Annotated in this window: 28 protein-coding genes; 19 read left to right on the top strand and 9 right to left on the bottom strand. The window is 67.4% G+C overall.

Features of this window, described 5'->3' with window-relative positions:
- Genes OJF58_RS12100 through tsaD form a run of 3 tightly spaced genes read right to left on the bottom strand, consistent with a single transcriptional unit; the run spans position 1 to position 2,653 of the window.
- Positions 1–990, bottom strand: a complete 990-nt coding sequence (locus OJF58_RS12100) for an NAD(P)H-dependent glycerol-3-phosphate dehydrogenase (protein ID WP_300784595.1) — start codon at positions 988–990, stop codon at positions 1–3.
- A 5-nt stretch (positions 991–995) separates the two neighbouring features.
- On the bottom strand, positions 996–1,619 hold the full coding sequence (locus OJF58_RS12095; RefSeq protein WP_300784593.1) for a 2OG-Fe(II) oxygenase family protein: 624 nt from the start codon (positions 1,617–1,619) through the stop codon (positions 996–998).
- Complete coding sequence (gene tsaD / locus OJF58_RS12090) at positions 1,616–2,653, bottom strand: tRNA (adenosine(37)-N6)-threonylcarbamoyltransferase complex transferase subunit TsaD (RefSeq protein ID WP_300784591.1); 1,038 nt, start codon at positions 2,651–2,653, stop codon at positions 1,616–1,618. The genes OJF58_RS12095 and tsaD overlap by 4 nt, the downstream gene beginning before the upstream one ends.
- 44 nt (positions 2,654–2,697) lie before the next feature.
- Here tsaD and hemC point away from each other — a divergent pair, with 44 nt between their 5' ends.
- The 6 genes from hemC (at position 2,698) to OJF58_RS12060 (ending at position 8,030) form a co-directional block, all read left to right on the top strand.
- Positions 2,698–3,624 carry a hydroxymethylbilane synthase gene (gene hemC, locus OJF58_RS12085; RefSeq protein WP_300784589.1) on the top strand — a complete coding sequence of 309 codons (927 nt, stop codon included), beginning with the start codon at positions 2,698–2,700 and terminating at the stop codon, positions 3,622–3,624.
- 41 nt (positions 3,625–3,665) lie between these two features.
- Positions 3,666–4,478 carry a M48 family metallopeptidase gene (locus OJF58_RS12080; RefSeq protein WP_300784588.1) on the top strand — a complete coding sequence of 271 codons (813 nt, stop codon included), beginning with the start codon at positions 3,666–3,668 and terminating at the stop codon, positions 4,476–4,478.
- Positions 4,475–4,702, top strand: coding sequence for a sulfurtransferase TusA family protein (locus OJF58_RS12075; protein ID WP_300784586.1), 228 nt, complete (start codon positions 4,475–4,477; stop codon positions 4,700–4,702). The genes OJF58_RS12080 and OJF58_RS12075 overlap by 4 nt, the downstream gene beginning before the upstream one ends.
- 48 nt (positions 4,703–4,750) lie before the next feature.
- Positions 4,751–5,950, top strand: a complete 1,200-nt coding sequence (locus OJF58_RS12070; RefSeq protein ID WP_300784585.1) for a phosphoglycerate kinase — start codon at positions 4,751–4,753, stop codon at positions 5,948–5,950.
- A gap of 12 nt (positions 5,951–5,962) precedes the next feature.
- Complete coding sequence (locus OJF58_RS12065) at positions 5,963–6,562, top strand: NUDIX hydrolase (protein ID WP_300784584.1); 600 nt, start codon at positions 5,963–5,965, stop codon at positions 6,560–6,562.
- 139 nt (positions 6,563–6,701) lie between these two features.
- Entirely contained in the window at positions 6,702–8,030 is a 1,329-nt protein-coding gene (locus tag OJF58_RS12060; RefSeq protein ID WP_300784583.1) for a Rieske 2Fe-2S domain-containing protein, read from the top strand.
- A gap of 45 nt (positions 8,031–8,075) precedes the next feature.
- Here the strand turns inward: OJF58_RS12060 and OJF58_RS12055 are convergent, their stop codons facing one another.
- A complete protein-coding gene (locus OJF58_RS12055; RefSeq protein ID WP_300784581.1) occupies positions 8,076–8,324 on the bottom strand; it encodes a hypothetical protein in 249 nt (82 codons plus the stop codon).
- Between the two features lie 313 nt (positions 8,325–8,637).
- Between OJF58_RS12055 and OJF58_RS12050 the strand changes: the two genes are divergently transcribed.
- Together OJF58_RS12050 and OJF58_RS12045 are read left to right on the top strand one after the other, a co-directional pair.
- On the top strand, positions 8,638–9,828 hold the full coding sequence (locus OJF58_RS12050) for an acetate/propionate family kinase (RefSeq protein ID WP_300784578.1): 1,191 nt from the start codon (positions 8,638–8,640) through the stop codon (positions 9,826–9,828).
- 12 nt (positions 9,829–9,840) lie between these two features.
- Positions 9,841–12,246 (top strand): phosphoketolase, encoded by a 2,406-nt coding sequence (locus tag OJF58_RS12045; protein WP_300784576.1) that lies wholly within the window; start codon positions 9,841–9,843, stop codon positions 12,244–12,246.
- A 12-nt stretch (positions 12,247–12,258) separates the two neighbouring features.
- Here OJF58_RS12045 and OJF58_RS12040 read toward each other — a convergent pair whose 3' ends face one another.
- Positions 12,259–13,242 (bottom strand): zinc-dependent alcohol dehydrogenase family protein, encoded by a 984-nt coding sequence (locus OJF58_RS12040; RefSeq protein ID WP_300784575.1) that lies wholly within the window; start codon positions 13,240–13,242, stop codon positions 12,259–12,261.
- A 255-nt stretch (positions 13,243–13,497) separates the two neighbouring features.
- Here OJF58_RS12040 and OJF58_RS12035 point away from each other — a divergent pair, with 255 nt between their 5' ends.
- The 3 genes from OJF58_RS12035 (at position 13,498) to OJF58_RS12025 (ending at position 15,224) form a co-directional block, all read left to right on the top strand.
- Entirely contained in the window at positions 13,498–14,358 is an 861-nt protein-coding gene (locus tag OJF58_RS12035) for a Ku protein (RefSeq protein ID WP_300784573.1), read from the top strand.
- A gap of 2 nt (positions 14,359–14,360) precedes the next feature.
- Positions 14,361–14,567 carry a hypothetical protein gene (locus tag OJF58_RS12030; protein WP_300784571.1) on the top strand — a complete coding sequence of 69 codons (207 nt, stop codon included), beginning with the start codon at positions 14,361–14,363 and terminating at the stop codon, positions 14,565–14,567.
- Between the two features lie 120 nt (positions 14,568–14,687).
- Entirely contained in the window at positions 14,688–15,224 is a 537-nt protein-coding gene (locus tag OJF58_RS12025) for a DUF4142 domain-containing protein (RefSeq protein WP_300784570.1), read from the top strand.
- Between the two features lie 10 nt (positions 15,225–15,234).
- Here the strand turns inward: OJF58_RS12025 and OJF58_RS12020 are convergent, their stop codons facing one another.
- Positions 15,235–15,804, bottom strand: a complete 570-nt coding sequence (locus OJF58_RS12020; RefSeq protein ID WP_300784569.1) for a cupin domain-containing protein — start codon at positions 15,802–15,804, stop codon at positions 15,235–15,237.
- 60 nt (positions 15,805–15,864) lie between these two features.
- A complete protein-coding gene (locus OJF58_RS12015; protein ID WP_300784568.1) occupies positions 15,865–18,111 on the bottom strand; it encodes an arylsulfatase in 2,247 nt (748 codons plus the stop codon).
- A gap of 87 nt (positions 18,112–18,198) precedes the next feature.
- Between OJF58_RS12015 and OJF58_RS12010 the strand changes: the two genes are divergently transcribed.
- The 4 genes from OJF58_RS12010 to OJF58_RS11995 all read left to right on the top strand — a co-directional run bounded on the left by OJF58_RS12010 (position 18,199) and on the right by OJF58_RS11995 (position 21,890).
- Positions 18,199–18,963, top strand: a complete 765-nt coding sequence (locus OJF58_RS12010) for an alpha/beta hydrolase (RefSeq protein WP_300784566.1) — start codon at positions 18,199–18,201, stop codon at positions 18,961–18,963.
- On the top strand, positions 18,947–19,684 hold the full coding sequence (locus tag OJF58_RS12005) for a DNA-3-methyladenine glycosylase I (RefSeq protein WP_300784564.1): 738 nt from the start codon (positions 18,947–18,949) through the stop codon (positions 19,682–19,684). The genes OJF58_RS12010 and OJF58_RS12005 overlap by 17 nt, the downstream gene beginning before the upstream one ends.
- Positions 19,681–20,421, top strand: a complete 741-nt coding sequence (locus OJF58_RS12000; RefSeq protein ID WP_300784563.1) for an aspartate/glutamate racemase family protein — start codon at positions 19,681–19,683, stop codon at positions 20,419–20,421. Before OJF58_RS12005 ends, OJF58_RS12000 begins: the two co-directional genes overlap by 4 nt.
- A 95-nt stretch (positions 20,422–20,516) precedes the next feature.
- On the top strand, positions 20,517–21,890 hold the full coding sequence (locus tag OJF58_RS11995) for an IS1380 family transposase (protein WP_300778536.1): 1,374 nt from the start codon (positions 20,517–20,519) through the stop codon (positions 21,888–21,890).
- A 169-nt stretch (positions 21,891–22,059) separates the two neighbouring features.
- Here the strand turns inward: OJF58_RS11995 and ric are convergent, their stop codons facing one another.
- Together ric and OJF58_RS11985 are read right to left on the bottom strand one after the other, a co-directional pair.
- Complete coding sequence (ric, locus tag OJF58_RS11990; RefSeq protein ID WP_300784561.1) at positions 22,060–22,740, bottom strand: iron-sulfur cluster repair di-iron protein; 681 nt, start codon at positions 22,738–22,740, stop codon at positions 22,060–22,062.
- Positions 22,721–23,200, bottom strand: coding sequence for a group III truncated hemoglobin (locus tag OJF58_RS11985; RefSeq protein ID WP_300784560.1), 480 nt, complete (start codon positions 23,198–23,200; stop codon positions 22,721–22,723). The genes ric and OJF58_RS11985 overlap by 20 nt, the downstream gene beginning before the upstream one ends.
- Positions 23,201–23,258: 58 nt before the next feature.
- Here OJF58_RS11985 and OJF58_RS11980 point away from each other — a divergent pair, with 58 nt between their 5' ends.
- The 4 genes from OJF58_RS11980 to OJF58_RS11965 are packed head-to-tail and all read left to right on the top strand — an operon-like array spanning position 23,259 to position 26,645.
- Positions 23,259–23,684: an Rrf2 family transcriptional regulator gene (locus OJF58_RS11980; RefSeq protein WP_300784558.1), complete on the top strand. Its 426-nt coding sequence runs from the start codon at positions 23,259–23,261 to the stop codon at positions 23,682–23,684.
- Positions 23,685–23,741: 57 nt separating this feature from the next.
- Complete coding sequence (locus OJF58_RS11975; RefSeq protein ID WP_300784557.1) at positions 23,742–24,584, top strand: fumarylacetoacetate hydrolase family protein; 843 nt, start codon at positions 23,742–23,744, stop codon at positions 24,582–24,584.
- The gene (locus OJF58_RS11970; RefSeq protein WP_300784555.1) at positions 24,568–25,821 is read left to right on the top strand and encodes an MFS transporter; all 1,254 of its coding nucleotides are present in this window, start codon (positions 24,568–24,570) and stop codon (positions 25,819–25,821) included. The genes OJF58_RS11975 and OJF58_RS11970 overlap by 17 nt, the downstream gene beginning before the upstream one ends.
- The gene (locus OJF58_RS11965; RefSeq protein WP_300784553.1) at positions 25,809–26,645 is read left to right on the top strand and encodes an NADPH-dependent oxidoreductase; all 837 of its coding nucleotides are present in this window, start codon (positions 25,809–25,811) and stop codon (positions 26,643–26,645) included. The genes OJF58_RS11970 and OJF58_RS11965 overlap by 13 nt, the downstream gene beginning before the upstream one ends.
- Positions 26,646–26,648: the final 3 nt, after the last annotated feature.

Here is a 26,648-nt window from a genome sequence, read left to right as displayed (position 1 = left end):
TCACTCCCCTTCCCGGCGCAACGGCCGCGCCAGCAGGCCGCGGATCGCCTCGTCGAGCTCCGCTCCGCGATGGAGGATAGCATCGACGGCGGCGCAAATCGGCATCTCGATGCCGAGCCGGCCGGCGCGCGCCAGGACGGCCGGCGCCGTCGCCTCGCCTTCGACGACCTGCCGCCGCCCCTGCATGAAGCCGGCAAGCGTTTGGCCCTTGCCCAACGCCACGCCCAGAGACCGGTTGCGCGAAAGCGGCCCGTGGCAGGTCAGCACCAGGTCGCCGAGGCCGCTCAGCCCGGCCAGCGTTTCGAGCTCCGCGCCCAACGCCTGGCCAAAGCGCGCCATTTCCGCGAAACCGCGCGTGATCAGGGCCGCCGCCGCATTGGCGCCGAGGCCGCGGCCCTCGACGATGCCGGCGGCGATGGCGAGGACGTTCTTCACCGCCCCGCCCACAGCGACGCCCAGCACGTCGTGCGTCCAGTACGGCCGGAAGACACCCGAGGCCAAGGCCACCGCGAGGGCTCGCCCGCGCGCCGGATCGGCGGTCGCGATACTGATCGCGGTGGGCAGGCCGCGCACCGCCTCCTCGGCGAAGCTGGGTCCCGACAGCAGCGCCACCGGCCGTCGCGGCAAGACATCGGCCAGCACCTCCGGCATCAGCAGACCAGTCGCGGCCTCGATGCCCTTGGCGCAGACCACGATCGGCGCGTCGCCGGAAAGCTGCGCGGCGAGCGTGCGGACGACCTGCGCCGGACAGGCGAGCAGGACGACATCGCAGGCTGCAAGCCTCGCCAGGTCCGCCGCCGCCTCGATGCCGGCATCGAGCGCAATCTCCGGCAGATAGACGGGATTGACCCGCTGCTTCTCGATCGCGTGCGAGATTGCACGATCGCGCGACCACAGGGTGACCTTGCGCCCGGCGCGGCGGCCAAGGCAGGCAAGCGCGGTGCCCCAGGCCCCGCCGCCCACCACGCCGATATGCCCGATGGCATCCAAGGCTGTCAGAGGCTCAGGTTGAAGGCGATCGAGATGCGCTCGGCATTGCCCTTGTAGGGGCGCACCTGATGCAGCAGCCACGCCGGGAACATGACGAGCCGGCCAGCTTTCGGCCGCACCGTTTCGTTGGCGCCGACCGACAGGCCGGCGGCGCCAAAAGCGAGCTGGGGCGCGTACATCGCCGGACCGGGGCCGCGCGGATCCATGAACTCCAGCTCACCGCCCAACGACGGATCGTCGGCGATGCCCCCATCGTCGACATAGTAGACGCCCGACCAGAAGCTGCCCGGATGGGAGTGGAACTCGTTGGCATGGCCGCTGCGATTGACGTTGGCCCACATGTTGGCGCGCCAGGTGATCGCGACCGGCTTGCCCCGACGGTCGGTCGTCACGCGGTTGGCGGTGTTGCGTCCGAACGCCAGCAGCTTGATGGCGGGCGGTCCGCCCCAGCGCTCCATGTCCCAGCTCGATTGCCAGCCGCCCAGGTTGGAGTGCTGCGTGCCGGGATGGACCTTCTGGCGCTCGACGATCACGGCCCGCAGCTCCGTGTTGAGTGCGGCAGCCTCCGGCAGGTCGAGCGACACGACCGGCGTGCCGAACAGCGTGGCGACTTCCGGGCCACGGCTCATGCCGCGATCCGTTCGCCGGTGTCGAGGGGCCAGCGCGGCCGCGGGCGGAAGTCGAGCGAATCGACCATGCCGAGCCGCAGACGCTCGAGCCCCGCCCACGCGATCATCGCGCCGTTGTCGGTGCAGAGCTTCACGGGCGGGGCCACCAACCGCACGCCGTGCAGGACGGCAAGCGTCTCGAGGCGGCGGCGGAGATAGGCGTTCGCGGCGACGCCGCCGGCGACGACGAGGGCGGGTGCAGGCGCAAGGTCCAGCGCGTTGGCGCAGCGATCCACCAGCACGTCGCCCACCGTGCGCTGGAACGAGGCGCAGAGATCGGCGATCGCCTGCCCATCGCCGGGCGCGAGCTTCTCCGCCGCCTGCCGCACCGCAGTCTTGAGGCCGGAGAAGGAGAAGTCGCAGCCGGGCTTGCGCCACATCGGCCGCGGCAGCGCGAAGCGCGCCGCATCGCCGCCCGAGGCCGCCCGCTCGACCGCCGGACCGCCGGGGAAGCCCAGGCCCAGAAGCTTCGCCGTCTTGTCGAAGCATTCGCCGACCGCGTCGTCGATGGTCGTACCGAGGCGCTTGAACCGGCCGGGCCCTTCGACCGTCAGGAGCTGGCAGTGGCCTCCCGACACCAGCAGCAGGAGGTAGGGAAAAGACACGTTCTCGGTGAGCCGCACCGAAAGCGCGTGCCCCTCGAGATGATTGACAGCGATGAACGGCTTGTCGTGTGCGAACGCGATGGCCTTGGCGGTCATGACCCCCACCATCACGCCGCCGATCAGGCCCGGCCCGCCCGTGGCCGCGATCGCGTCGAGGTCGGCGAAGCCGAGCTTTGCCTCCGACAATGCGTTCGCGATCAACCCGTCCAGCCGCTCGAGATGGGCGCGTGCGGCGATCTCGGGCACCACGCCGCCGAAACGGCGATGCTCAGTCAACTGGCTGTAGACGACGTTGGCCAGAATGTGGCCGACGGGTCGCGGGTCCGCCGGCGCCTCGACGATGGCAACCGCCGTCTCGTCGCAGCTCGTCTCGATGCCCATCACACGCATGCGGCCCTTCTAGCCTCCGAGGCAACGCTGCGCTAGAGAGCGCCATGGCCGCTCCCCTCCTGCGCCTCGGCACGCGCGGCAGCAAGCTTGCCCTGACCCAGACCGGACTGGTGCGCGATGCGCTCGCAGCCGCGGTGCCGGCGTTGGCCGCGCCTGGCGCCATCGAGATCATCGCCATCCGGACGACCGGCGATGCGATCCAGGATCGCCCCCTGGCGGAAGCGGGCGGCAAGGGCCTGTTCGTCAAGGAGATCGAGGAGGCGCTGCTGACGGGCCGCATCGACGGCGCCGTGCACAGCATGAAGGACATGCCGACCGCGCAGCCGCCGGGACTCGCGATCGCCGCCTTCCTGCCACGAGAGGACGTGCGCGACGTGCTCATCGCGGAAGGCGTGCAGCGTATTGCCGACCTCGAGCGCGGTGCGATCGTCGGCACCTCGGCGCTCAGGCGCAAGGCCCAGCTCCTCTATCGCCGGCCCGACCTCGAGATCGTGAACTTCCGAGGCAATGTGGACACGCGCCTCGCCAAATTGAAGGCGGGCGCGGTCGACGCGACCCTGCTGGCGCTCGCCGGTCTCAAGCGGCTCGGCCTTGCCGTCGGAACGCCGATTCCAGAGGAGGAGATCCTGCCGGCCGTCGGCCAGGGTGCGGTGTGCATCGAATGCCGTGCCGACGACGCCCGAACGCGCGGCTGGCTGGCCGCCATCGACCATGCGCCCACCGCGACCTGCGTCGCCGCCGAACATGCGATGCTTGCGGTGCTCGACGGCTCCTGCCGAACGCCGATCGCGGGTCATGCGGTGCTCGACGCGAACGGTGCGCTTTACCTGCGCGGCCTGATCGCCAAGCCGGACGGCTCCGGGCTTGTCGCCACCGAGCGGCGCGGGCCGGCTTCGGATGCCGGGCGTCTGGGTCGCGACGCGGGCGAGGAGCTCAAGCGTCGCGGCGGTCCTGGCTTTTTTGCTTCCTAGCCGCTCTCGACCAGGAGAATCGCGGCCACTAGAATCGCGTCATGCACAAGATCCTGCGTTTCCTGATCGCGCTCGGTGGCATGACGATTGTGCTGTCGGCGTGCGAATCCGCACCCATCACCGGACGCTCGCAGCTCATGCTCGTGAGCGAAAGCGAGGAACGCGAGATGGGTCTGCAGGCCTATCGGCAGGTGCTGTCCCAGGAGCCGGCGTCGCACAACGCCGAATTCAATGCGCTGGTCGAGAAGGTGGGCCGCCGGATCGCGACGGCCGCCGAATCGCCGCCGGAAGAACTGTGGCAGGCGCCGCACTATCACTGGGAGTTCCGCGCCATCCAGAAGAACGAGCCCAACGCCTTCTGCCTGCCGGGCGGCAAGATCGCCGTCTATTCGGGCCTGCTGCCGATCACCCGAAACGAAGCCGGCCTGGCGACTGTCATCGGCCACGAGGTCGCCCATGCCCTGGCGCGGCATAGCGCCGAGCGACTGAGCGATCAGACCCTCGTTTCCGCCGGCGTCGCGGCGGCGGCCGTTGCCCTCAGCACGTCCGGCAATCGCCGCACGACCTCGTATTCGCCGCTCGTGATTGCCGCACTCGGCGCCGGCGCCAGCGTCGGCATCCTGCTGCCGATGTCGCGCACGCAGGAAGCGGAAGCCGATCACATCGGTCTCATCCTGATGGCCCGCGCCGGCTACGATCCCCACGAAGCGATCGGTCTGTGGGAGCGCATGCGCGCGGCCAACAAGGGCGGCCGTCAGGCGGAATGGCTCAGCACCCATCCCGCGGACGAGACCCGCATCGAGAACATTCGGCGCTGGGTGCCGGAAGCAATGCAATACTATCGGCGCCAATGACCGAGACGCTGGAATACGACGCCACCGGGCTGCTCTGCCCGCTGCCCGTGCTGCGGGCCAACCGCAAGCTGCGCGAAGTGCCAGTCGGCGGCCTTCTCACGGTGCGCGCGACCGATCCGGCGGCGGAGCAGGACTTTCCCGCCTACTGCAGACAGACGGGCCACGAATTGGTCTCGACAAGCCGCGAAGGCGAGGTGCTGGTTTTCGTGATCAGGAAGCGCTAGGCAGCGGGCCGATAGCGGCAGACTCCGGATTTTTCGAAGAGCGATGACATGAGCGACTTCAGGACGATCGACGCCGAGAAGGTCGAGGGCAAGCGGGTGCTGGTACGGGTCGACCTCAACGTCCCGATGAAGAACGGCAAGGTGACGGACGCCACGCGCATCGAGCGCGCTGCGCCAACTCTCGCCGAGCTCTCGTCGAGGGGCGCCAAGGTGATCGTGCTCAGCCATTTCGGCCGGCCCGACGGCAAGCGCGCGCCGGAGATGTCGCTCAAGCCGCTGGTCGAGCCCCTGAGCGAGGCGCTGGGCAAGCCGGTGGCTTTCGCCGACGACTGCATCGGTCCCGCGGCGGAAGCGGCCGTGGCCGCGCTGAAGCAGGGCGGGGTCTTGCTGCTGGAGAATCTGCGCTTCCACAAGGAGGAGGAGAAGAACGACCCTGCCTTCGCCACAAAGCTCGCGGCGCTCGGCGACCTTTATGTCAACGACGCCTTCTCCGCCGCGCACCGCGCTCATGCTTCGACTGAAGGCGTGGCCCATCGATTGCCGGCAATGGCCGGCCGGCTGATGCAGGCCGAGCTCGAGGCGCTCGACAAGGCGCTGGGCAAGCCGAAGCGGCCAGTCTGTGCCGTGGTCGGCGGCGCCAAGGTGTCGACCAAGCTCGACCTGCTCGGCAACCTGGTCGCCAGGGTCGACAAGCTCATCATCGGCGGCGGCATGGCCAACACCTTCCTGCAAGCGCAGGGCCTTTCCATCGGCAAGTCGCTGTCGGAGAAGGATCTCGGCAAGACGGCGCTCGAGATCCTGGGCAAGGCCAGGGCCGCGAAATGCACCGTCCTGCTGCCGGTCGATGTCGTCGTCGCGGGCGAGTTCAAGGCCGGCGCGCCGAGCAAGGTGGTGAGCGCCGACGCCTGCCCCGACGACCAGATGATCCTCGACATCGGCCCGAAGTCGATCGCGCTCTACCAGAAGGAAGTGGGCGACTGCGCCACGCTGGTCTGGAACGGCCCGCTCGGCGCCTTCGAGATGAAGCCGTTCGATCGGGGCACCGTGGCCTTGGCGAACACTGTCGCCGACCTCACCAGCGCGAAGAAGCTGCTCTCGGTCGCGGGCGGCGGCGATACCGTGGCAGCCCTAGCCGCCGCGGGCGTGGAGGAGAAGTTCTCCTATGTCTCGACGGCGGGCGGCGCCTTCCTGGAATGGATGGAGGGCAAGACCCTGCCGGGCGTTGCGGCGCTCCGTCGGGCGGCGTAGGACTGGGAGGCGATGAGCACGCCTCCCCTCCTTCCCGATCGGCCACGGCTTCCCTGGGATCCGCCAGAGCACTTCGAGAAGCGCATTCCGGAAGGCGACAATCGCGAGCGCCTGGTCTGCGCACGCTGCGAGTTCATCCACTACCAGAACCCCAAGATCGTGGCCGGCGCGGTATGCACCTGGGGTGACAAGATCCTGCTCGCCAAGCGCGCCATCGAGCCGCGCAAGGGCTTCTGGACCGTGCCCGCGGGCTACATGGAGCTGGGCGAGACCACCGAGCAGGCAGCCGCGCGCGAGGCACGCGAGGAGGCCTGCGCCACGATCGAGATCGACCGGCTGCTCGCCATGTACAGCGTGGCGCGCATCGGCCAGGTGCAGATCATGTATCGCGCGCGGCTGGTGAATGCCGATATCGCGCCGGGCGTGGAGAGCGAGGCGGTGGCATTGCTCGATTGGGCCGACATTCCCTGGGAGCAGCTCGCCTTCCCCACCGTGGTCTGGGCACTGACGCATTTCCACGACGCGCGCGGCAAAGCCGACTTCGCCACCTATTCCAATCCCACGGGTGAGCTTTCCCGTATGTGGCCGCCGCGCAAGCCGGCGGGCGTCTGACGCGTACCGACGCCCGCCCGGGCGTCCAAGAGCTTGGTTTGCGGCGTCGAACGCGCTTTGCGTCCGACGCTCATTGTTGCGATGAGCTCTGTCTGAAAATCGTACGAAAGTCCGGTCAACGGACGAACTGGAGGAAACGATGCTTACTGCAGCCAACAACGAAATGCTGTGCCGCATCGGGCCGGGCACGCCGATGGGCAATCTCATGCGCGAATACTGGATTCCGGCCTGCCTTTCCTCGGAACTGCAGGCCGACGGCGAGCCGATGCGCCTCCTGCTGCTCGGCGAACAGCTCATTGCTTTCCGTGACACCGGCGGCCGCGTCGGCATCATGGAGCATCGTTGTCCGCATCGCTGTGCATCGTTGTTCTTCGGCCGCAACGAGGAAGGCGGCCTGCGCTGCGTCTATCACGGCTGGAAGTTCGACGTCGAAGGCAACTGCGTCGACATGCCCAACGTGCCGCCGGCGCAGGACTTCAGGCACCGCGTCAAGGCCAGGGCTTACCGGGTCGTCGAGCGCGCGGGCTTCGTCTGGACCTACATGGGGCCGCGCGTCGAGGCGCCGCCGCTGCCCAACCTCGAGATCCTGATGCTGCCCGAGGAGGACCGCTTCACCCGCGTCCACCAGCGCGAATGCAACTGGTTCCAGTCTCTCGAAGGTGACATCGACACCTCACACTTCGGCTTCCTGCATATCGGCAGCCTCAAGGTCGAGGATGTCGATCCCGACACCATCCACAAGTGGAGCGTGGGCGCCCGCGCACCCGACTACAAGGCGACCGAGACCGAGTGGGGCACGATGTATGCGGCGTACCGACCGGCCGAGCCCGGTACCTACTACTACCGCTTCGCGCACTTCATGTTCCCGTTCATCACGCTCACGCCCAACGGGTCGTTCGAGGACCAGGTCGCCTGCACCTTGAACGTGCCCATGGATGACACGCACACCATGACCTACAACCTCGCCTGGAAGCAGAAGACCCGGCCGCTCGAGACGCTCAGGAACGGCGACTGGATTCCAGGCCTCGCGCCCGACATGAAGTACCTGCCGAACACCAACGACTGGTACGGCCGCCATCGTCTCGTGGCGCGCCGCGAGAACGACTATTTCATCGACCGCGAGATGCAGAAGAACGTGAACTACACCGGCATCCAGGGCATCGGCCGACAGGATCAGGCGGCGGTCGAATGCATGGGCGAGATCGTCGACCGCACGCTGGAGCATCTGGCGCCGTCGGATCGCATGATTGCCCTCACGCGCAAGCGGCTCCTGGAAGCGGCACAGACCCTCGCCAGGGAGGGTAAGGTGCCGGCAACGGTCGACAATCCCGACATCTGTCGCGGCGCGCGCGGCGGGGCGTTCATCGCACCCGCCAGCGTCGACTGGCTCGACGCCTATGCCGAGAAGCTGCAGACTGCCAGAAGCCCGCTCGGCCTTTTGAAGCGGATGCCGCTGGCTGCGGAGTAGCGGGCGAGCAACCGGTGCACGAGCCGGCTGTGGCCCGCCCTCTGGTCAGATCAGATCGTTCGACGACCAGGCGCTCACCGACCACAACGTCACCGCGATGGCCTCGACCGCCAGCGGCAGGCCGACGACGATCGTGGTCCATTCGGTGCCGCCATAGGCCTGGTCGAACCAGATCCAGTAGAGGACAAGGCCGGAAAGGAAAGCGAGGGCCGGCAGCGCCAGCCGCAGGATCCATCGCCAGAGGCGGTTGTGCGTCGTCTTTGTATGCGCCGAATAGGCCGTCGACGATGCCACTTCAGCGATCGTCAGTCGCTTCTCAGGCAAATCCAAAAACAGACCGTCGGGCATTTCGGCAGCTCCCTCGCCAGCCGAAGCTAGGAAAATTTCGCCTCTGCGAAAGCAGAAACACCCCCAGTCTCGAATCGGTCACAACGACGGTACATACCTAGGGGCTGCAGATTGGTCTCACGCCATATCTTGAGCGGCACGGTTGCAACCATGGCGCGCTGTGTCGTCGCCAGCCGGAACATTGGTGGTTCACCGGAGTTGACCATCGTCACCACGAGACCGTCCCATCGAGGATCGGGACCAGCAGGGGGCGCAAGCAGTGCAAGAGCCGATCCTCGTCCTCAACGCCGGGTCATCTAGCCTCAAGTTCTCGGTCTTCGAGACGGAGGCCGATCGATCACTTCGCCTGGATCTCCATGGTCAGGTCGAGAGCCTCGGCGCCAAGGCGCGCCTGACGGCGGCCGATACGCGGGGACACAGCCTCGTCGATCGTCCAGTCGATGGCCGGGATCACGATCATGCCTTTGCCGCCCTCCACGACTGGCTGGCAGGCCATGTCGGACGCGAAAGCGCGTTCGAGGGCGTAGGCCATCGCGTCGTCCATGGCGGCGCCGTCTTTTGCCGTCCCGTCGCGATCGACGATGCCGTGATTGGCAGGCTCGAAAAGCTGGTGCCGCTCGCGCCTCTGCACCAGCCGCACAATCTGGCGGCCATTCGGGCAGTCCGGGCGGTCGCGCCCGAGGTGCCGCAGGTCGCCTGCTTCGACACTGCCTTCCATGCGACGCAGCCGGCTGTGGCCGCTCGGTTCGCCCTGCCGCGCGCTTTGATCGACAAGGGTGTGCGGCGCTACGGTTTCCATGGCCTGTCCTACGAGTACATCGCGTCGGCATTGCCGGCCGTCGCGCCCGAGTGCGCGGCAGGGAAGGTGGTCGTGGCCCATCTCGGCAATGGGGCCAGCATGTGTGCGATCGACAAGGGGCGGAGCGTGGCCACGACGATGGGCCTGACGGCGCTCGACGGCCTGCCGATGGGCACCCGCTGCGGCACGCTCGATCCCGGCGCGCTTCTCTACGTCATGCGCAGCGAAGGGCTCGGCGTTGCGGCCGCCGAGCGGCTGCTCTACGACCACTCGGGCCTGCTGGGGGTCTCCGGCCTCTCGAGCGATATGCGAACCCTGCTGGCGAGCGACCGGCCCGGCGCCCGGGAAGCGGTCGACCTGTTCGTCTACCGCATCGGCCGCGAGCTCGGATCGCTGGCCGCCACAGTGGGCGGCCTCGACGCGCTCGTCTTCACCGGCGGCATCGGCGAGAACGCGGCGCCCATTCGCGCGCGGGTCTGCAACGATGCGCGATGGCTCGGCATTGCCCTCGACGAAGAGGCGAACGCCGCGGGCGGGCCGCGTATCTCGACCGCTGCCTCCCGGGTCTCGGCCTGGGCAATCCCAACCGACGAGAACCTGATGATCGCCCGTCATACACGCCGCGTGATCGACGGCCATCCACCGCCCTGAAAGGAGATCACCATGTCGAAAGCCGCGCCACCGACCGATGCTCCCCTCTCGTCCCGGGAACTCGAGCTCATCGACGCCTGGTGGCGCGCCGCCAACTATCTCTCGGTCGGCCAGATCTACCTGCTCGACAATCCGCTCCTGAAACGGCCGCTCGAGCTTGCCGACATCAAGCCGCGGCTGCTCGGCCATTGGGGCACGACGCCGGGCCTGAACTTCGTCTACGTGCACCTCAACAGGGCCATCAAGGCGCGCAAGCTCGACATGATCTATATCGCCGGACCCGGCCATGGCGGTCCGGGCGTGGTCGCCAACGCCTGGCTCGAGGGCACCTACAGCGAGATCTACCCGCATGTGCCGCAAACGGAGACGGGCATGCAGCGCCTGTTCAAGCAGTTCAGCTTCCCGGGCGGCATCCCGAGCCATGCCGCGCCCGAGACGCCGGGCTCGATGCATGAAGGCGGCGAGCTCGGCTATTCGCTCTCCCACGCCTATGGCGCGATATTCGACAATCCCGGGCTCATCGTGAGCTGCGTGATCGGCGACGGCGAGGCGGAAACCGGGCCGCTCGCCACCTCCTGGCACTCCAACAAGTTCGTCGATCCCGCGACCGACGGCGCGGTGCTGCCGATCCTGCATCTGAACGGCTACAAGATCGCCAATCCCACCGTCCTCGCCCGCATCGGGCGCGACGAGCTCTGCAGCCTGATGGTGGGCTACGGCCACGAGCCGCATGTCGTCGAAGGCGACGATCCCGAGATCGTGCACCAGCTTATGGCCGCAACTCTCGACAAGGTCCTCGACGAGATCCGGCACATCCAGCACGAGGCGCGGGCGGGCCGTCTGAAGCATCGGCCGCGCTGGCCCATGATCATCCTCAAGACGCCCAAGGGCTGGACGGGGCCCAAGGAGGTCGACGGCCTGCGCACCGAGGGCTACTGGCGCTCGCACCAGGTGCCGTTCGCCGAGATGGCGGCCAAGCCCGAACACGTGAAGCTCCTCGAGCACTGGATGAAGAGCTATCGGCCGGATGAGCTGTTCGACGACAAGGGAGCGCCGAGGTCAGAGATCGCCGCCCTCGCACCGACCGGCGACCTGCGCATGAGCGCCAATCCGCATGCCAACGGCACCTTGCCCCTGCGCGCGCTCGACCTTCCCGATTTCAGGCCCTATGCCGTCGAGGTCAAGCAGCCGGGGAAGCGAAACGCCCAGGCGACCGCGGTGATGGCGGCCTTCCTGCGCGACGTCATCAGGGCGAGCGCCGCGAGCCGGAACTTCCGCGTCTTCGGGCCGGACGAGATCGCATCGAACCGCCTGTCGCACATTTTCGAGGCGACCGACCGCGCCTGGAACGCAGAGCGGTTGCCCTACGACGACCATCTCGCACCCGACGGCCGGGCCATGGAAATCCTCTCGGAGCACACCTGCCAAGGATGGCTGGAGGGCTATCTGCTCACCGGCCGGCACGGCGTCTTCACCTGCTACGAAGCCTTCATCCATATCGTCGATTCGATGCTCAACCAGCATGCCAAGTGGCTGAAGACGATCCGCGAGATCCCCTGGCGGCGACCGATACCGTCGCTCAACTACCTCCTCACCTCGCATGTCTGGCGCCAAGATCACAACGGCTTCAGCCACCAGGATCCCGGCTTCATCGACTATGTCTGCAACAAGAAGGCCGAGATCGTGCGCGTCTACCTGCCGCCCGACGGCAATTCGCTGCTGTTCGTCATGGACCATTGCCTGCGGAGCTGGAGCCGCATCAACGTGATCGTGGCGGGAAAGCAGCCGCAACCGCAGTGGCTGTCGATGGAGGCGGCCGTCAAGCACTGCTCGGCGGGCATCGGCATGTGGGAGTGGGCGAGCACCGACCGCGGAGTCGAGCCCGACGTCGTGATGGCCTGCGCAGGGGACGTTCCCACGCTCGAGACCCTGGCCGCCGTCGATCTGTTGCGCCGGCACATCCCGGACCTCAAGATCCGGGTCGTCAACATCGTCGACCTGATGACGCTTCAGCCGCCCGAGCGGCACCCGCACGGCCTCGCCGACCGCGATTTCGACGCGCTCTTCACCAGGGACAAGCCCGTGATCTTCGCCTATCACGGCTATCCCGCCCTGATCCATCGCCTGACCTACCGGCGGGCCAATCACGATAGCCTGCATGTCCACGGCTACAACGAGGAAGGCACGACCACGACGCCGTTCGACATGGTCGTGCGCAACAAGCTCGACCGCTTCCATCTGGCCGCCGACGTGATCGACCGCGTGCCCCGGCTCGCCACCGTCGCGGCCTACGCCAAGCAGGCGATCCGCGACAAGCTGACCGAACACGCGGCCTATATCCGCGAGCACGGCGAGGACATGCCCGAGGTCAGGGAATGGCGCTGGACGCCGGTCGATCCCAACCGCAGCGGCGGCTGATGCGGTGACCGCTCAGGGAACCAGGACGGCCGCCCCTTGCAGACGGCCGCGCCGCAGATCGTCCAGCGCCTCGTTGGCCTCCTCCAATCGATAGGCAGTGGTGGTCGTCCGCACCCCGGCTCTTGGCGCGAGGTCGAGGAACTCGACGGCATCGCGTCGCGTGAGATTGGCGACCGAGACCAGTTGCCGCTCCTCCCACAGCAGGCGGTAAGGCATGGACGGCACGTCGCTCATGTGGATCCCGCCGCAAACGACGCGGCCGCCCTTGCGGACAGTCGCCAAGGCGGCCGGCACCAGCGGGCCGACGGGGGCGAAGATGATGGCGCAGTCGAGCGGGACGGGTGGCCGCTTGTCCGACCCGCCCGCCCAAACGGCGCCGAGGCTGCGCGCATGATCCTGGGCCCTCAGATCGCCTTCTCGCGTGAAGGCATAGACGTCGCGACCCTGCCAGCGACAGACCTGGGCGATGATATGAGCTGCGGCGCCGAAGCCGTAGAGGCCGATCCGACGGCCCTCGCCGGCCAGCCGCAGGGAGCGCCAGCCGATCAGGCCGGCGCACATCAAGGGGGCCGCCGCGACGGGGTCGCGGAAGCCATCGAGGGCAAAGGCGTAGGCGGCATCGGCAACGACATGGCTGGCGAAGCCGCCGTCGCGCGTGTAGCCGGTGAAGACCGGCCGGTCGCAGAGATTCTCCTGACCGGACCGGCAATAGGCGCAACAGCCGCAGGTATGGCCAAGCCACGGGATGCCAACCCTGGCGCCAAGGCTATGGCCGAGCTCGCCAGCGCCCACCCTGTCGACGATACCCACGATCTCGTGTCCCGGCACGATCGGGACTCTCGGATCGGGCAGTTCGCCGTCGACCACATGAAGATCGGTACGGCAGACGGCGCAGGCTTCGATGCGCACCCGGATCTCCCCGGGCCCGGGCTCCGGATCGGCACGGTGCTGGAGCTCGAGCGGCTTGCCGATGGCGTTGAGGACCATGGCCTTCATGGGCGACCTTCGATTCTCTCCTGATGCGCGGCAGATCGTTGGCGGCTTTCGTATCATCGGACGCCGGTCACGACGTGCCAATGCCGATGACGGCCCAATGCCGATGACGGCGCATCTCTTCTGCCATGGATGGGAGACCGAAAGAGGAACGTGGCCCCACATCTGGGACCGTCGTCGGCGGTGCAACGCATGGCCTCGACCAATGTTGAGTCAGGCAAAGCCAGCCGGCTCGGATCATCTTGGAAGGGGGTTCTCATGGCCGTACGGCCGTCCTGGGAAGGTCATCTGCGTCTGTCGCTCGTCACCTGCCCGGTGGCGCTCTACGCCGCCACCAGCAGCGCGGACACCGTGCGCTTCAATCTCATCAATCCGCAGACCAACAATCGCATCCGGATGGTGACGGTCGATGCCGGCACCGGAGAGGAAGTGTCGCGCGGCGATCTGGTGAAGGGGTTCGAGGTGGCGAAAGGCGAATACGTCCTGCTCGACAAGGAGGATTTCGCCGCCGTGAAGCTCGAATCGACCCGCGTCATCGACATCGAGAAGTTCGTTCCGCGAAGCTCGATCGATCGCCTCTACTGGGACATGCCCTACCATCTCGTGCCGGCAAGCAAGACCGGGATCGAAGCCTTTGTCGTCATCCGCGAGGCCATGGAACGCAAGAAGATGGTCGCCATCGGCCGGCTGGTCATGAACACGCGCGAGCGCGTCTGTGCCATCGAGATCGAGGAGGACGGTCTCGTTCTCACCACCTTGCGGACCGCCGGCGAGGTGCGCGCAGTGGGCGAGGTGCCTCATCCGGAACTGCCCAAGGCCGATGCGCGAATGCTCGATATTGCCGAGAAGATCGTCGAGCAGCAGTCGGGCGATTTCGAGCCGTCCGACTTCACCGACCGCTATGAAGAGGCGCTGCGTGCGCTGATCGAGGAGAAGAGGAAAGGCCGCCCGATCAGGCCGGCGAAGCCCGCCAATGACGACACCAAGGTCGTGGATCTCATGGCGGCGCTGCGCAACAGCCTCAAGACCGGCGGGTCCGGTCGGGTGCCGGCCGAGCGGCTCGGGTCGCCCAAGGCGAAGACCGTCAGGAAGAGGCCGGCGCGCCGGCGGGCAGCCTGACCATGGCACGCAAGCCGACCTCCTCCCCCGAGATGGAATACGAGCGACTCAACCCCGGCGGCGGTCCGCCCGGTCAGCAGGAAGAGCGTGGGGGCGAGAAGAATCCCAGGACGACGCGCGACGAAGGCGGCGCCGGCATTCCCGGCAGCCAGAACGCCGATCTCAAGGGACCCAAGCCACATCGCGGGCCGAAGGGCGCCAGCACCTGATCGTTGTCCTGTACGGTTGCGGTCGATCGGTCGCTGCGGTCGGCGACTGGACGGCAGTTCCGCAACGTCTGAACTGCCGCCGCCGTTAGCCAGAGGAACTCGACCATCCAGGAGGCGACCATGAGAAATGTCATCCTGTCGGGCGGCGCGGCGCTGATCCTGTGGGTCATGCCCGCCTATTCGCAATCGTCGATCGCGGAGAAATCGGGGGTCAACGCGACGCTCGGCGTCACGCCGACGACGCAGGACTTCATCACGCTGGCGGGCAACAGCGACATGCTCGAGATCCAGTCCAGCCAACTGGCGACGGCAAAGGCGGACGAGAAGGACAAGGCCTTTGCCGAACGCATGATCAAGGATCACACAGAGACCTCGAAGAAGATGAGGGCGCTGGTCGACAGCGGAAAGGTGAAGGCCAAGCTGCCGGCGACGATGGACAGCGCTCACCAGGCGAAGCTGGACAAGCTCAAGAAGCTGAGCGGCAAGGACTTCAGCGAGCACTACGAGGACATGCAGGTGGCGGCCCACAAGGACGCGGTCTCGCTCTTCCAGCGCTACGCCAAGGGTGGCGACAATGCCGATCTGAAGGCCTTCGCCAACGAAACCCTGCCCGCACTGCAGGAACATCTGAAGATGGCGCAGGAGCTGGAGAAGTAGCGAAGACGCTTCAGCCCCCGCAACCGTTCCAGCAGGAGACGAGCGGGCCGTCCGAGCCATAGATCGGGTCGGTCGCGGGCACCCGGACGCGCGCAATGCGGGCGCGCGCCTCGGCGCCGTCCGCCTCATCCGGCTCGAGCTGGTCGTAGCTGCCTCCGGGCGGATAGGCGCCGACGACCAGCAGGTTCTCGGCCGGACCGATCCTCTGGTGCCCAGTGCCGGCCGGAAGGACAACGACGTCTCCCGCCGTCACGGTCACGGTCTCGCCCCTGTCGCCGCCGAATCGCACCCGCGCCTTGCCGCGGGCAATGCCCAGGACCTCATGGGTCCGGGTATGAAAATGCAGGAAACTGTAGACCCCGTTGCGCCATGACCGCCCCCAGCCGTTGGCGACGAAGAGTTCCTCGAAGACTGCCGCCGGATCGAGGTTCTTCGGCAGAACAACGGCACCGCGATAGAGCAGCAGCGGCAACGTCGCATTGTTGGGGGTCCGGCCATCGTCCGGGAACAGCATGGTTTCGGGCTGGCACGCGCGGATCAGGCTTTCGAGGGTCCGGTCCGTTTCATCCACGATCGGCATGTCGACCTCCTCGGCGAGGGAACGGCGCCTGGCCGGCCGCGGTTCCGCCGCGACTTCGGACTACTCGCGCGCCAGCGCAGCCGACGCTGCCGCGGCATTGTCGAGCGCCTGGTCGTCGTCGAGGACGACCGTCACCTTGCGCAGCTTGCCGGTGAAGGCGAACGGCGCGTCGTAGTGCGAGACCGGGCTGCCGCGATCGCGTCCGATGTCGAGGCCCGACCAGGAAATGAAGCTGATGAAGCCCAGCTCGGCGTCGAAGCCGCCGGCTGGTTCGCCGTCGATCAGAAGAGTGGCGATGTTCCTGCCCTTGTTGCGCCGCATGCGCAGACCGAGACGCCTGTTCCCGGCCGGCACGGGCCGGTCCGACACGGCGATGTGATGCACGCCGCCGACATTCATGTCGTAGGTCAGTCGGTTGTCCTTCAGGTACAGCGAATAGCCGCAGGTCATGTCGCCATGAGCGATCAGGACGCCTTCGGTCGTCGCGCCGTCGATGCGAACGTCGGCCTCGATCGTGTAAGTGCGGCTCCTGACATCGGGCGCCACGTCGGTCGGAACATGACCCATGCCGGCATGGAACACGAACCTGTTGCGCGGCCCGTGGAAGCGCTTGGCATTGTCGGCGAAGCGCGGCGCGAAGCGGTCGTCGAGCGGCAGGACCTGGTGTGTTTCGGCCTGCCGCCACCATTCCGCGACCATCGCCTTCAGCCGTTCCGGCTCGGCGTTCGCCAGATCGTTGGTCTCGGAGAAATCCTCGTCGAGATGGAACAGCTCCCACTGATCCTGCTCGAAGGCCTTGCCCGGCGGGTGATAGGCGACCGCTTTCCAGCCGCCCTGCCACAGGCCGCGATGGCCGAACATCTCGAAATACTGCGGCGACGATTTGGCCGGCGCGGCCGGGTTCTCGAGGGTCGGCGCGAAGCTCGTGCCCTCGATCGGCATCTGGGCAATGCCGTTGATGGTCGATGGCGGCTCGATGCCCACCACCTCCAGCAGCGTCGGCACGAGATCGCTGGCATGGCAGAACTGATGGCGCAGCTCGCCGCGCGCCGACAATCCGCGTGGCCACGAAACGACCAGCGGATCGCGGATGCCGCCGCCGTGCGTGTTCTGCTTGTAGCGCCTGAGCGGCGTGTTGGCGGCCATCGCCCAGCCCAACGGGAAGTTGGAATGCGTGTCCGGCCCGCCGATATCGTCGATGCGCGCGATCTTCTCCTCGATCGGCTCACGCCTCAGGTTGTACGGCCCCATGGCGTTGACCATGCCGAAGGGCCCGCCCTCCTGGCTGGCACCGTTGTCGGACATGACGACGATCATCGTGTTGTCGAGCTGTCCGGCCTGGTCGAGGAACGCGACCAACCGGGCGAGTTGCTGGTCCGCGTGTTCCAGCATGGCGGCGTAGGCGGCCTGCAGCCGCGTGTAGAGGCGCCGCTCGCCCTCCGGCAGCTCGGCCCACGGACGCACCAGATCGTTGCGCGGCGGCAGGCGCGTGTCCTTGGGCACGATACCTGTCTCTTTCTGTCGGGCGAGGCGCCGGTCGCGCTCGACATCCCAGCCCTCGGCAAACAGCGCATCGTACTTGCGGATGAGGTCGAACGGCGCCTGGTGCGGCGCATGGCAGGCGCCGAACGCGAGCCAGGCCAGCCACGGCGCTTCGGCCTTGTCGGCGACATGGTCGGCGATGTAGCGGATGCCCTGATCGACCAGATCCGCCGTCAAATGGTAGCCCGTGGCGAAGGTGCCGGGGGGATCGACCGGCGTGTTGTCGCGCACCAGCTCGGGGGCGTACTGGTCCGTCTCGGCATCCATGAAGCCATAGTAGCGATCGAAGCCGCGGCCCAGCGGCCAGCCGTCGAACGGGCCGGTCGCGCCCGATTCGGTGAGCGGCGTCACGTGCCACTTGCCCAGCATGTAGTTGCGATAGCCGTGCGGGCGCAGCATCTCGGCAAGCGTGCCGGCCTCGCGCGCGATCTTGCCGCGATAGCCCGGATAGCCGGAATCGAAATTGGCGAGGCAGCCGACGCCGACAGAATGATGGTTGCGGCCAGTCAGCAGCGCCGCGCGCGTGGTCGAGCACATCGCCGTCGTATGGAAGCCCGTGTAGCGCAGGCCACGGCCCGCAATAGCGTCGATCGTCGGCGTCGAGATCGGCGAGCCGTAGCAGCCGAAATCGGAGAAGCCGACGTCGTCGAACAGCACGACCAGGATGTTCGGCGCGCCTCTGCCGTCGGGACCCGGCGGCCGCCTGGGCCCCTCCGGCCAGTAGGGCCGCGACTCGTCCACTGTCCTGCCGATCTTCGCCGCCATCTCCCTCACCTGCTTGTTCCTTGGTGACAGCAGTCTAGAGCGCGCGATCAATCTTGTCGCCCGCCCGGCCGCGGGCTAGGGAAGGCCATGGCTCGGTTCACGTCCGACGGTCTGTCGCTCGCCTACGACGATTTCGGCCCGCGCGATGCGCGCAAGGCGATCGTGCTGGTGCACGGCTTCTCGGCCAATCGATACGAGAACTGGAAGCGCATGGGCTGGTACGACGCGCTGGCGGCCAAGGGCCTGCGCGGCCTTGCCTTCGACAATCGCGGCCACGGCGAGAGCGCCAAGCCGCACGAACCGGAGAAATACGCCCGCGAAGCGATGGCGCGTGACGTCTTCGCGCTGATGGATCAGGCCGGGATCGAGCGCGCCCACCTCCTGGGGTTCTCGATGGGATCGCAGATCGCGCTTACGGCCACCCTGCTCGATTCCGGCCGCATCGACCATCTCGTGGTGAGCGGCGTGGGCGGGCGGATCTTCGAGCCGGGGCGCGATCCCGACGCGATGGCCAGGGCCATGGAGGCGCCGTCGCCCGAGGCGATCGCCGATCCGATGCTGAAGAGCTTCCGCCATTTCGCCGACGAGCAGAAGGAGGACCGGCTGGCGCTGGCGGCGTGCTCGCGTGGGCCGCGCACGCCGTTCATGCCCGAGATGCTGGCCGCGATCCGCCGCCCGACGCTGGTGGTGGCCGGCATGCGCGATCAGCTTGCCGGGCCGCCGCAGGGTCTGGCCGACGCCATACCGGGGGCCAAGGCGGTTGCCATACCGGGCTGCGACCACTTCTCCCTGATCGGCCACGGGCTCTTCAAGGCGAGCGTGTTCGATTTCTTCGATGGCTGGCTCGAGTGACATGGCGCGGATTCCCTTCAAACGCATCCGCGAGCGGGCAGCCCAGCGCAAGGGCGGCGAGAAGGTCCTCGCCAGCCTCTTGCCGAAGAAGCCGGACCAAAAGGCCCTGGCCAGGCTCGGCGACGATCGCGTGCTGTCGGAGATGGCCTGTCGCGTGTTCTCCGCCGGCTTCGTCTGGGAGGTGATCGACAAGAAATGGCCGGGTTTCGAGGAGGCCTTCCTCGACTTCAATCCGAAGCGGCTCCTGTTCCAGCCGGCCGAATTCTGGGAGAAGCTCGCCTCCGACAAGCGCATCGTCCGCAATCCGCAAAAGATCCGGTCGGTGCGCGAGAATGCGAAGTTCGTCACCGAGATCGCCGCCGAGCACGGCAGCTTCGGCAAGTTCCTCGCCGACTGGCCGGCCGACGATCAAGCAGGCCTGCTGGACGTGCTCGCCAGGCGTGGCTCACGGCTGGGCGGCCACAGCGGCCAGTACCTGCTGCGCTTCCTCGGGTGGGACGCCTTCGTGCTCTCGGGCGACGTCCTGCTCTGCCTGCGCGATGCCGGCGTGCCACTCAGCGCCAGCGCGACATCGAAGAAGGATCTGCGCGCGGCGCAAGCCCAGCTCAATGCCTGGAGGGAAGAGAGCGGACTGCCGATGACCCACGTATCTCGCATCTGCGCGCTCTCGATCGGCGAGAATCATGACGTGGCAAGGCTGAAGGAGATCATGCAGCTATGACCGAGCTGCTGCTGATCAATCCCAATACGACGGCCTCGATCACCGATCTCGTCCTGAAGACGGCCGCGCGATTCGCGCACAGGGACACGACCCTGCGGGCGATCACCGGCGCCTTCGGGCCGCGCTATATCGCCTCCCGCGTCGGTTACGCCATCGCCGGCCATGCCGCCGTCGATGCCTTGGCCAACGACAGGGGCCGAAAGGATGCCGTCGTGCTGGCCTGCTTCGGCGATCCCGGGCTCGCGGCCCTGAAGGAAGTCGCCAAGGTGCCGGTCGTCGGCATGGCCGAGGCGTCGATCCTGCAGGCCTGCACGCTCGGCAGCCGTTTTTCGATCGTCACCGGCGGGGAACGGTGGAAGCCGATGCTCGAGGAGTTCATCGCCAGCCATGCGCTCGCCTCGCGCCTCGCCTCCGTGCGCACCGTCGCCCCGACCGGGGCCGACATCGCCCGCCGCCCCAGGAAGGCGATCGCGCTGTTGGCCAAGAGCTGCCGGGCCTGTGTGATCGAGGATCGGGCCGACGTCGTGATCCTGGGCGGCGCGGGGCTCGCCGGCCTCGCCGCCAGGCTCGAGGACGCCGTCGACGTTCCGCTGCTGGATGGCGTCGCCTGCGCGATCTCAATGGCCGAGGGCCTCGCGCGGCAGAAGCCGGCAAAGGCCAGGACCGGCCCCCTCTCCCCGCCGGCCCCGGTCGAAAGCACAGGCCTGTCGCCGGCGCTTGCGCGTCTTCTGGCCTAGCCCGGATATCTCAAAGGAGAGAGGTGCATCGGAGGGCTGACTCTGAGAAAGTTGTTTTGCGACAACGACTTTATCCGAGAAAGGAAGCCGCTCCGATGCCGACAGAGTGTATTGCGGATTTGTTTGGATTTGCACCTGTTGAAAGGCGGGCGGTGGTTGCGTCGTTCGACGGCGGGTCGATCACACCGGACGCCGGCGGGCTGTTGCTGGGAGCGACGGATCGGGCGCTCGGACTGATCGATCGGTTAGCCGGCTGCTTTAGGGACTTTCGAGACCCGTCGCTGGTCGAGCACGCGGTGCGGACGCTGGTGGGGCAGCGGGTGTACGGGCTGGCGCTGGGCTACGAGGACCTCAACGACCACGACCATCTGCGCCACGATCGGCTGTTTGCGGTGCTGGCGGGCAAGCTCACGGCGCGCCGCCGGGACTGCGCGCCGGTGGCCGGCAAGAGCACGCTGAACCGGCTGGAACTGAGCGGGCCTGGGCGCTCGCTGTACCACAAGATCGACCACGACCCGGCGGCGATCGAGCGGCTGTTCGTGGCGGTGTTTGTGGAGGCGCACAAGCGGGCGCCGTCGCAGATCGTGCTCGACCTGGACGCCACCGACGATCCGCTGCACGGTGAGCAGGAGGGGCGGTTTTTCCACGGCTACTACGACGGCTATTGCTACCTGCCGCTCTACATCTTCTGCGGCCGTCATCTGCTGGCGGCCAAGCTGCGACGCTCCAACATCGATGCCTCGGCGGGGGCGGCGGAGGAGGTGGCGCGGATCGTGGCGCAGCTCCGCCGACACTGGCCACGGGTGCAAATCCTGCTGCGGGCCGATTCGGGCTTCGCTCGCGAGTCGCTGATGGCCTGGTGCGAGGCCAACGGGGTGGACTACCTCTTCGGCCTGGCGCGCAACGTTCGGCTGGCGGGCGAGATCGAGGCCGAGTTGGCGGCCGCCCAGGCCGAAAGCCGGCGGACCGGTCGGCCGGCCCGCCGCTTCAAGGACTTCCTGTGGTCGACGCGCGACAGCTGGAGCAGCAGGCGACGGGTCATCGCCAAGGCGGAATGGACGCACGGCGAGGCCAACCCGCGCTTCGTGGTGACCTCGCTGAAGGGCGGCAAGGCCCGGGCGATCTACGAGAAGCTGTACTGCGCGCGCGGCGACATGGAGAACCGCCTCAAGGAGTGCCAGGGCGAGCTGTTCGCCGACCGTACCTCGGCCGCCACCATGTGCGCCAACCAGCTGCGCCTGTGGTTTGCCTCGATGGCTTATGTGCTGCTCTGCGCCTTGCGCCGCATCGGGCTCAGGCACACCCGCTTCGCCCAGGCGAGCTGCGGCTCGATCCGCCTGGCGCTGCTCAAGATCGGGGCGCTGATCACCATCAGCGTGCGACGCATCAGGCTCGCCATGGCCTCGGCCTGGCCCAACCAGCGCTCCTTCAAGCAGGCCTGGATCTCACTCGCTGCCGCCGCCCGCTGACGACCCAGACAGCGCATAGGCCACATTCGCCCAGATAGCGTCGCAGCCCGCGGCGTGTTGCCGCTCGCCCGCGTTCACGCCCGCTCCCTCTTCGCCGCATCCACGCGGGCCACCATCTTCGACTGCCCGCCGATCATGACGTCAGAGATGATGGTTTGAGAAATCCGGGCTAGCTGGCCATCCCCTTGGCAAATCTCGGGAACAGGACGTTGTTCTCGAGATGGATATGCTGCTGCAGGTCGTCGGCGAGCTTCGAGGCGCCGGCATAGAGCGCGTGCCATGTACGGCAGGCGCCGGACGGCACCGTGAAGCCGTTGGTGAGCGCTTCCAGCTTCCGCAGCGTCTGGCCGTGGTCGTTGTGTTCGTGACGCATGCGTGCGATGGGCGCTTCCAGCCCTCGCATCGCGCTCCTCATTGCCGGGAACAGGATCAGCTCCTCCTTGGACATGTGCTGTTCGAGCTCGCGTGCCATCTGTTCCAGGAGGTCGGCGAGGCCGCGCGGCACCGCCGCGTGCTTCGCATGAACCTGTTCGACCTTCCGTGCAAGCCGCACCAGTTCGGCCAGCTCGCGCCGGTGCACTTCATGGTAGCGAGCGAGGATGTGGTCGATCAGTTCCGACGTGGCCGACGGTGCGTCCGACTTACCGTCCGTCGGCAGCTCGGACAGCGCCCGCTCGAGCTCGGTGACGTCAATGCCGCCTTGCCGTGCCGATTCTTCCAGCGCGACATCGCCCTTGCAGCAAAAGTCGAGCCCGAAGCGCCGGAAGACCGCCGTCGCGCCCGGAAGGCTGGCCGCGATCTCGCCGACCGTGCGGCCGCGGACAAGAAGGTCATTGGCTGGCGTTGTCATGGTACTCTCCTTGGGCAGAGGCGGGAGCGCCGTCGCGGTAGAAGCGCTGGCCTCTCGCCGGCAATTTGCCCGCCGTGACGGCGATTCCGAGCTCGAGGCTCTGCGCGATGCGACGGGCGCGCTCGACGAAGTGCACGGCAGCCGACGGTGGACAGAGTTCGGCCGCCGTCGCCTCGAAGAGCGTGAGCCAGCGGTCGAAATGTGCGGCGTCGACCGGAAGCCGGACATGCTTGGCCATGGGATTGCCGCTGTAGGCTCCCGACAACAGTGCGACCGACGACCAGAAGCGGCACATGCGGACGAGGTGCACGTTCCAGTCCTCGACACGCGACTCGAAGACCGGCCCCAAAAGAACATCCTTTCGCACCTTGGCGTAGAAGCCGTGGACCAGGCGCTCGATCATCGCCTCGTCGATGCCGGTCCGCGCCACAATGTCCGCTCGCAGCAAATCGGTATCCATGGTACCTATTTGAGGTCGTCAAACAGGTATTTACAATGCCTCTTAGCGCGGAGCGACAATGCGCCTCACGGCCTTCACCGACTTCGGCCTGCGCGCCCTGATGCGGCTCGCGGGCGAGCCCGATCGTTCGTTCACCAGCGAGGAGATCGCGAGCGAATTTGCGATCTCGCGGCACCACCTGATCAAGGTCGTGCGACGGCTGGCCGATGCGGGCTATGTCCGGACGCAGCGCGGCGCGGGCGGCGGCTTCCAGCTCGCCCGAGCCGCCGAGTCGATCACGCTGGGCGAGGTCGTCCGCGATCTCGAGGAGGATCAGCCGATCGTGGAATGCTACCGCGCCGACGGCGGCCACTGCCTGCTCACGCCGCGATGCAGATTGCGCAGGCGGCTCGCGGCGGCGCGCGAGGCCTTCCTGGCCGAGCTCGACCGGACCTCCCTGGCCGACTGCGCCTACCCCGGAAAGCCGCGCTCGAAAGCCGCCTGAGAGCGGCGTCACGTTCCCGTGCCTTGACACCTAACGGTCCACTGGCATGGTCTGCCGATGCGGTTGGCCAGTTTCCGCCATGCGGGCGTGCAAAGGTTCGGCGCTGTCGTCGAGGAAGGAATCGTCGATCTGTCGACGCGGTTCGAGGGGCGTTGGGCAACACTGCGTGACGCCCTTGCCGACAACGGACTCGCCGATCTTTCCGCCGCCGCTCGCAACCACAAGGCGGACTTCACCCTCGATGCGGTGGAATTGCTGCCCGTCGTCCCCAACCCCGACAAGATCCTCTGCATCGGCCTCAACTATGCGAGCCATGTCGGCGAGGTCGGTCGCGAGCGTCCGGCACAGCCCAGCGTTTTCTCTCGTCTGCACAGCACGCTGGTTGCGTCCGGCGGCGACATCGTTCGTCCCAGCGCCTCGATCGCCTTCGACTTCGAAGGCGAGCTGGCCGTCGTGATCGGCCAACGCTGCCGGCACGTGCCCCGGGCGCAGGCCCTGTCGGTGATCGCGGGCTACACCTGCTTCCTCGATGCAAGCGTGCGCGATTTCCAGAAGCATTCGGTGACCGCCGGCAAGAATTTCCCGGCAACCGGCCCGCTCGGCCCGTGGTTGGTGACCGCCGACGTCATCCCCGATCCGCAGGCGCTGACGCTGACGACGCGGCTGAACGGCACCGTCGTGCAGCACGATACGACCGACCACATGATCTTCGACGTCGCCACCATCATCGAGTATCTCTCCACCGTCACCTGGCTCGAACCCGGTGACATCATCGCGACGGGCACGCCGGAAGGCGTCGGGCTCGGCCGAACGCCGCCGCTCTGGATGAAGGCGGGCGACAAGGTCGAGGTCGAGATCTCCGGAATCGGGACTTTGAACGTCAATGTCGTCGACGAGTGAACCGCTCGACCTCGCGGCCGATCCCGGATTGACCGAGGGTTGGCGCAAGGACGCCAAGGTCGTGGCGCTGATCTCGGCTGTTCACTTCGTGAGCCATGTCCACATCATGCTGCTGCCGCCGATCTTCGGGCAGGTCCGCGAGGCGTTCGGCGTCAGCTACACCGACATCGCGCTGGCGCTCACCGCCTTCAATGTCGCCTCGGCGCTGCTGCAGACGCCGGCCGGCTTCCTGGTGGACCGCATCGGGCCGCGGGCCATGCTGACCGCCGGCCTGATCGTGGGCGCCGTCGCGATCGCCATCGCCGCTTTGCTGCCCAGCTACTGGGCCTTCATCATCGCCTACGGGCTTCTGGGTGTGGCGAACACGGTCTATCACCCCGCCGACTATTCGATCCTGTCGGCCACGATCGACGGCAAGCGTATCGGCAAGGCCTTTTCCATCCACACCTTCGCGGGCTACGCGGGCAGCGGCGTGACGCCCGCCTTCGTCATCGGCTGTGCGGCCATCTGGGGCTGGCATGGCGCCTTCCTTGCCGCCGCCGTCCTCTCCTTCGCCGCGGCGATGCTGCTGGTCGTCGCCGGCCATGTCCTGCCGAAGTGGACGCGCAAGGCGGCGCCGGCGGTGAAGCAGACCGATCACAAGGTCGGGCTCGACCTGCTGCTCAGCGCGCCGGTTCTGCGCAACCTCTTCTTCTTCCTGTGCCTGGCGATGGCCAATGGCGGCATCCAGACCTACACCGTCGTGAGCCAGCAGGCCCTGCACGGCACGCCGGCGGCGATCTCGAACGTCGCTCTCTCCGGCTTCCTGCTGATGAGCGCGCTCGGCGTGCTGCTGGGCGGCGTCGTCGCCGATCGCACGCCGCATCACGAACGGGTGGCCGCGGTCGGCTTCGCCTTCACCTCGACCATGGCGATTCTCATGGGCTGGGTCGCCATGCCCGGCATCGTCCTCGTTCTGGTGATGTCCGTCGGCGGGCTGTTGAACGGCATGATCCAGCCCAGCCGGGACATGATGGTGCGGGCGGTGACGCCGCCGGGCTCGTTCGGCAAGGTGTTCGGCTTCGTCAGCACCGGCTTCAATCTCGGCGGCATGATCGCGCCCCTGACCTACGGCTGGCTGATGGACCACGGCCGGCCACAGACGATCTACGCCATCGTCGTCGCCTTCATCCTTCTCGCGCTGGTGACGGCCGTCACCCGCCACAAGCCACAAGGAAGCCCCGCATGGACACGCTGACGCCGAAGCACCCGGACAAGGAAGGAGCCCTCGGTCGGCGCTACGGCGCAGCCATTCCGCCCGCAGGCCCATGGAACGCGACCATCGCGGGCCTGATGGAGCATCGATCGGTGCGCGGCTACAAGCCCGATCCGGTGCCGGACGGCACGCTCGAGACGCTGGTCGCGGCGGCGCAATCGGCCGCCACCAGCTCCAACATGCAGTGGTGCTCGGCCATCGCGGTGACCGATCCTGCCAGGAAGAAGGTCCTGGCCGAGATCGCCGGCGGCCAGAAGCACATCGAACAGTGCCCGCTTTTCATCGCCTGGGTCGCCGACATGGCGCGCAATCAGCGAGTCTCCGATGCGCAGAAAACAGGCTTCGAGTGCATGCCCTGGCTGGAGACCTTCATGGTCGCCTGCATCGATGTGGCGCTGGCGGCGCAGAATGCCGTGGTTGCGGCCGAGTCGCTCGGTCTCGGCACGGTCTATATCGGGGCGATGCGCAACGATCCGGTGCGCGTCGCCGGGTTGCTCCACCTGCCGAAGCAGGCTTTCGTGGTGTTCGGTCTTTGCGTCGGCTATGCGACGGAAACAGGCGCGGGCGAGGTGAAGCCGCGCCTGCCGCAGGGCGTGGTGCTCCATCGCGAGCACTACGATGCCGGACGCGAGGCAGCGCTCCGCCCGATGTACGACGCCGAGATGACCCAATTCTCGCAGCGTCACGAGCTGCAGGCGGCGACCTGGACGCAGCGCGTGCTGAACCGCCTGGGCCCCATCAAGTCGATGAACGGCCGCGAACGGATGCGCACGGCGCTGGCGAGCCTCGGCTTCGAGATCCGCTGACGC

Source organism: Enhydrobacter sp., assembly GCF_030246845.1.
Taxonomy (GTDB): Bacteria; Pseudomonadota; Alphaproteobacteria; order Reyranellales; family Reyranellaceae; genus Reyranella.
The sequence above is the reverse complement of the archived record's forward strand: the minus strand, read 5'-3'. Positions and strand labels throughout refer to the sequence as shown.

Excerpts from the sequence above, each read along its gene's own strand:
- OJF58_RS12095 (WP_300784593.1), bottom strand. The coding sequence starts at position 1,619 with ATGAGCCGTGGCCCGGAAGTCGCCACGCTGTTCGGCACGCCGGTCGTG.
- tsaD (WP_300784591.1), bottom strand. The coding sequence starts at position 2,653 with ATGCGTGTGATGGGCATCGAGACGAGCTGCGACGAGACGGCGGTTGCC.
- hemC (WP_300784589.1), top strand. The coding sequence starts at position 2,698 with ATGGCCGCTCCCCTCCTGCGCCTCGGCACGCGCGGCAGCAAGCTTGCC.
- OJF58_RS12080 (WP_300784588.1), top strand. The coding sequence starts at position 3,666 with ATGCACAAGATCCTGCGTTTCCTGATCGCGCTCGGTGGCATGACGATT.
- OJF58_RS12075 (WP_300784586.1), top strand. The coding sequence starts at position 4,475 with ATGACCGAGACGCTGGAATACGACGCCACCGGGCTGCTCTGCCCGCTG.
- OJF58_RS12070 (WP_300784585.1), top strand. The coding sequence starts at position 4,751 with ATGAGCGACTTCAGGACGATCGACGCCGAGAAGGTCGAGGGCAAGCGG.
- OJF58_RS12065 (WP_300784584.1), top strand. The coding sequence starts at position 5,963 with ATGAGCACGCCTCCCCTCCTTCCCGATCGGCCACGGCTTCCCTGGGAT.
- OJF58_RS12060 (WP_300784583.1), top strand. The coding sequence starts at position 6,702 with ATGCTTACTGCAGCCAACAACGAAATGCTGTGCCGCATCGGGCCGGGC.
- OJF58_RS12045 (WP_300784576.1), top strand. The coding sequence starts at position 9,841 with ATGTCGAAAGCCGCGCCACCGACCGATGCTCCCCTCTCGTCCCGGGAA.
- OJF58_RS12040 (WP_300784575.1), bottom strand. The coding sequence starts at position 13,242 with ATGAAGGCCATGGTCCTCAACGCCATCGGCAAGCCGCTCGAGCTCCAG.
- OJF58_RS12035 (WP_300784573.1), top strand. The coding sequence starts at position 13,498 with ATGGCCGTACGGCCGTCCTGGGAAGGTCATCTGCGTCTGTCGCTCGTC.
- OJF58_RS12030 (WP_300784571.1), top strand. The coding sequence starts at position 14,361 with ATGGCACGCAAGCCGACCTCCTCCCCCGAGATGGAATACGAGCGACTC.
- OJF58_RS12025 (WP_300784570.1), top strand. The coding sequence starts at position 14,688 with ATGAGAAATGTCATCCTGTCGGGCGGCGCGGCGCTGATCCTGTGGGTC.
- OJF58_RS12020 (WP_300784569.1), bottom strand. The coding sequence starts at position 15,804 with ATGCCGATCGTGGATGAAACGGACCGGACCCTCGAAAGCCTGATCCGC.
- OJF58_RS12015 (WP_300784568.1), bottom strand. The coding sequence starts at position 18,111 with ATGGCGGCGAAGATCGGCAGGACAGTGGACGAGTCGCGGCCCTACTGG.
- OJF58_RS12010 (WP_300784566.1), top strand. The coding sequence starts at position 18,199 with ATGGCTCGGTTCACGTCCGACGGTCTGTCGCTCGCCTACGACGATTTC.
- OJF58_RS12005 (WP_300784564.1), top strand. The coding sequence starts at position 18,947 with ATGGCTGGCTCGAGTGACATGGCGCGGATTCCCTTCAAACGCATCCGC.
- OJF58_RS12000 (WP_300784563.1), top strand. The coding sequence starts at position 19,681 with ATGACCGAGCTGCTGCTGATCAATCCCAATACGACGGCCTCGATCACC.
- OJF58_RS11995 (WP_300778536.1), top strand. The coding sequence starts at position 20,517 with ATGCCGACAGAGTGTATTGCGGATTTGTTTGGATTTGCACCTGTTGAA.
- ric (WP_300784561.1), bottom strand. The coding sequence starts at position 22,740 with ATGACAACGCCAGCCAATGACCTTCTTGTCCGCGGCCGCACGGTCGGC.
- OJF58_RS11985 (WP_300784560.1), bottom strand. The coding sequence starts at position 23,200 with ATGGATACCGATTTGCTGCGAGCGGACATTGTGGCGCGGACCGGCATC.
- OJF58_RS11980 (WP_300784558.1), top strand. The coding sequence starts at position 23,259 with ATGCGCCTCACGGCCTTCACCGACTTCGGCCTGCGCGCCCTGATGCGG.
- OJF58_RS11975 (WP_300784557.1), top strand. The coding sequence starts at position 23,742 with ATGCGGTTGGCCAGTTTCCGCCATGCGGGCGTGCAAAGGTTCGGCGCT.
- OJF58_RS11970 (WP_300784555.1), top strand. The coding sequence starts at position 24,568 with ATGTCGTCGACGAGTGAACCGCTCGACCTCGCGGCCGATCCCGGATTG.
- OJF58_RS11965 (WP_300784553.1), top strand. The coding sequence starts at position 25,809 with ATGGACACGCTGACGCCGAAGCACCCGGACAAGGAAGGAGCCCTCGGT.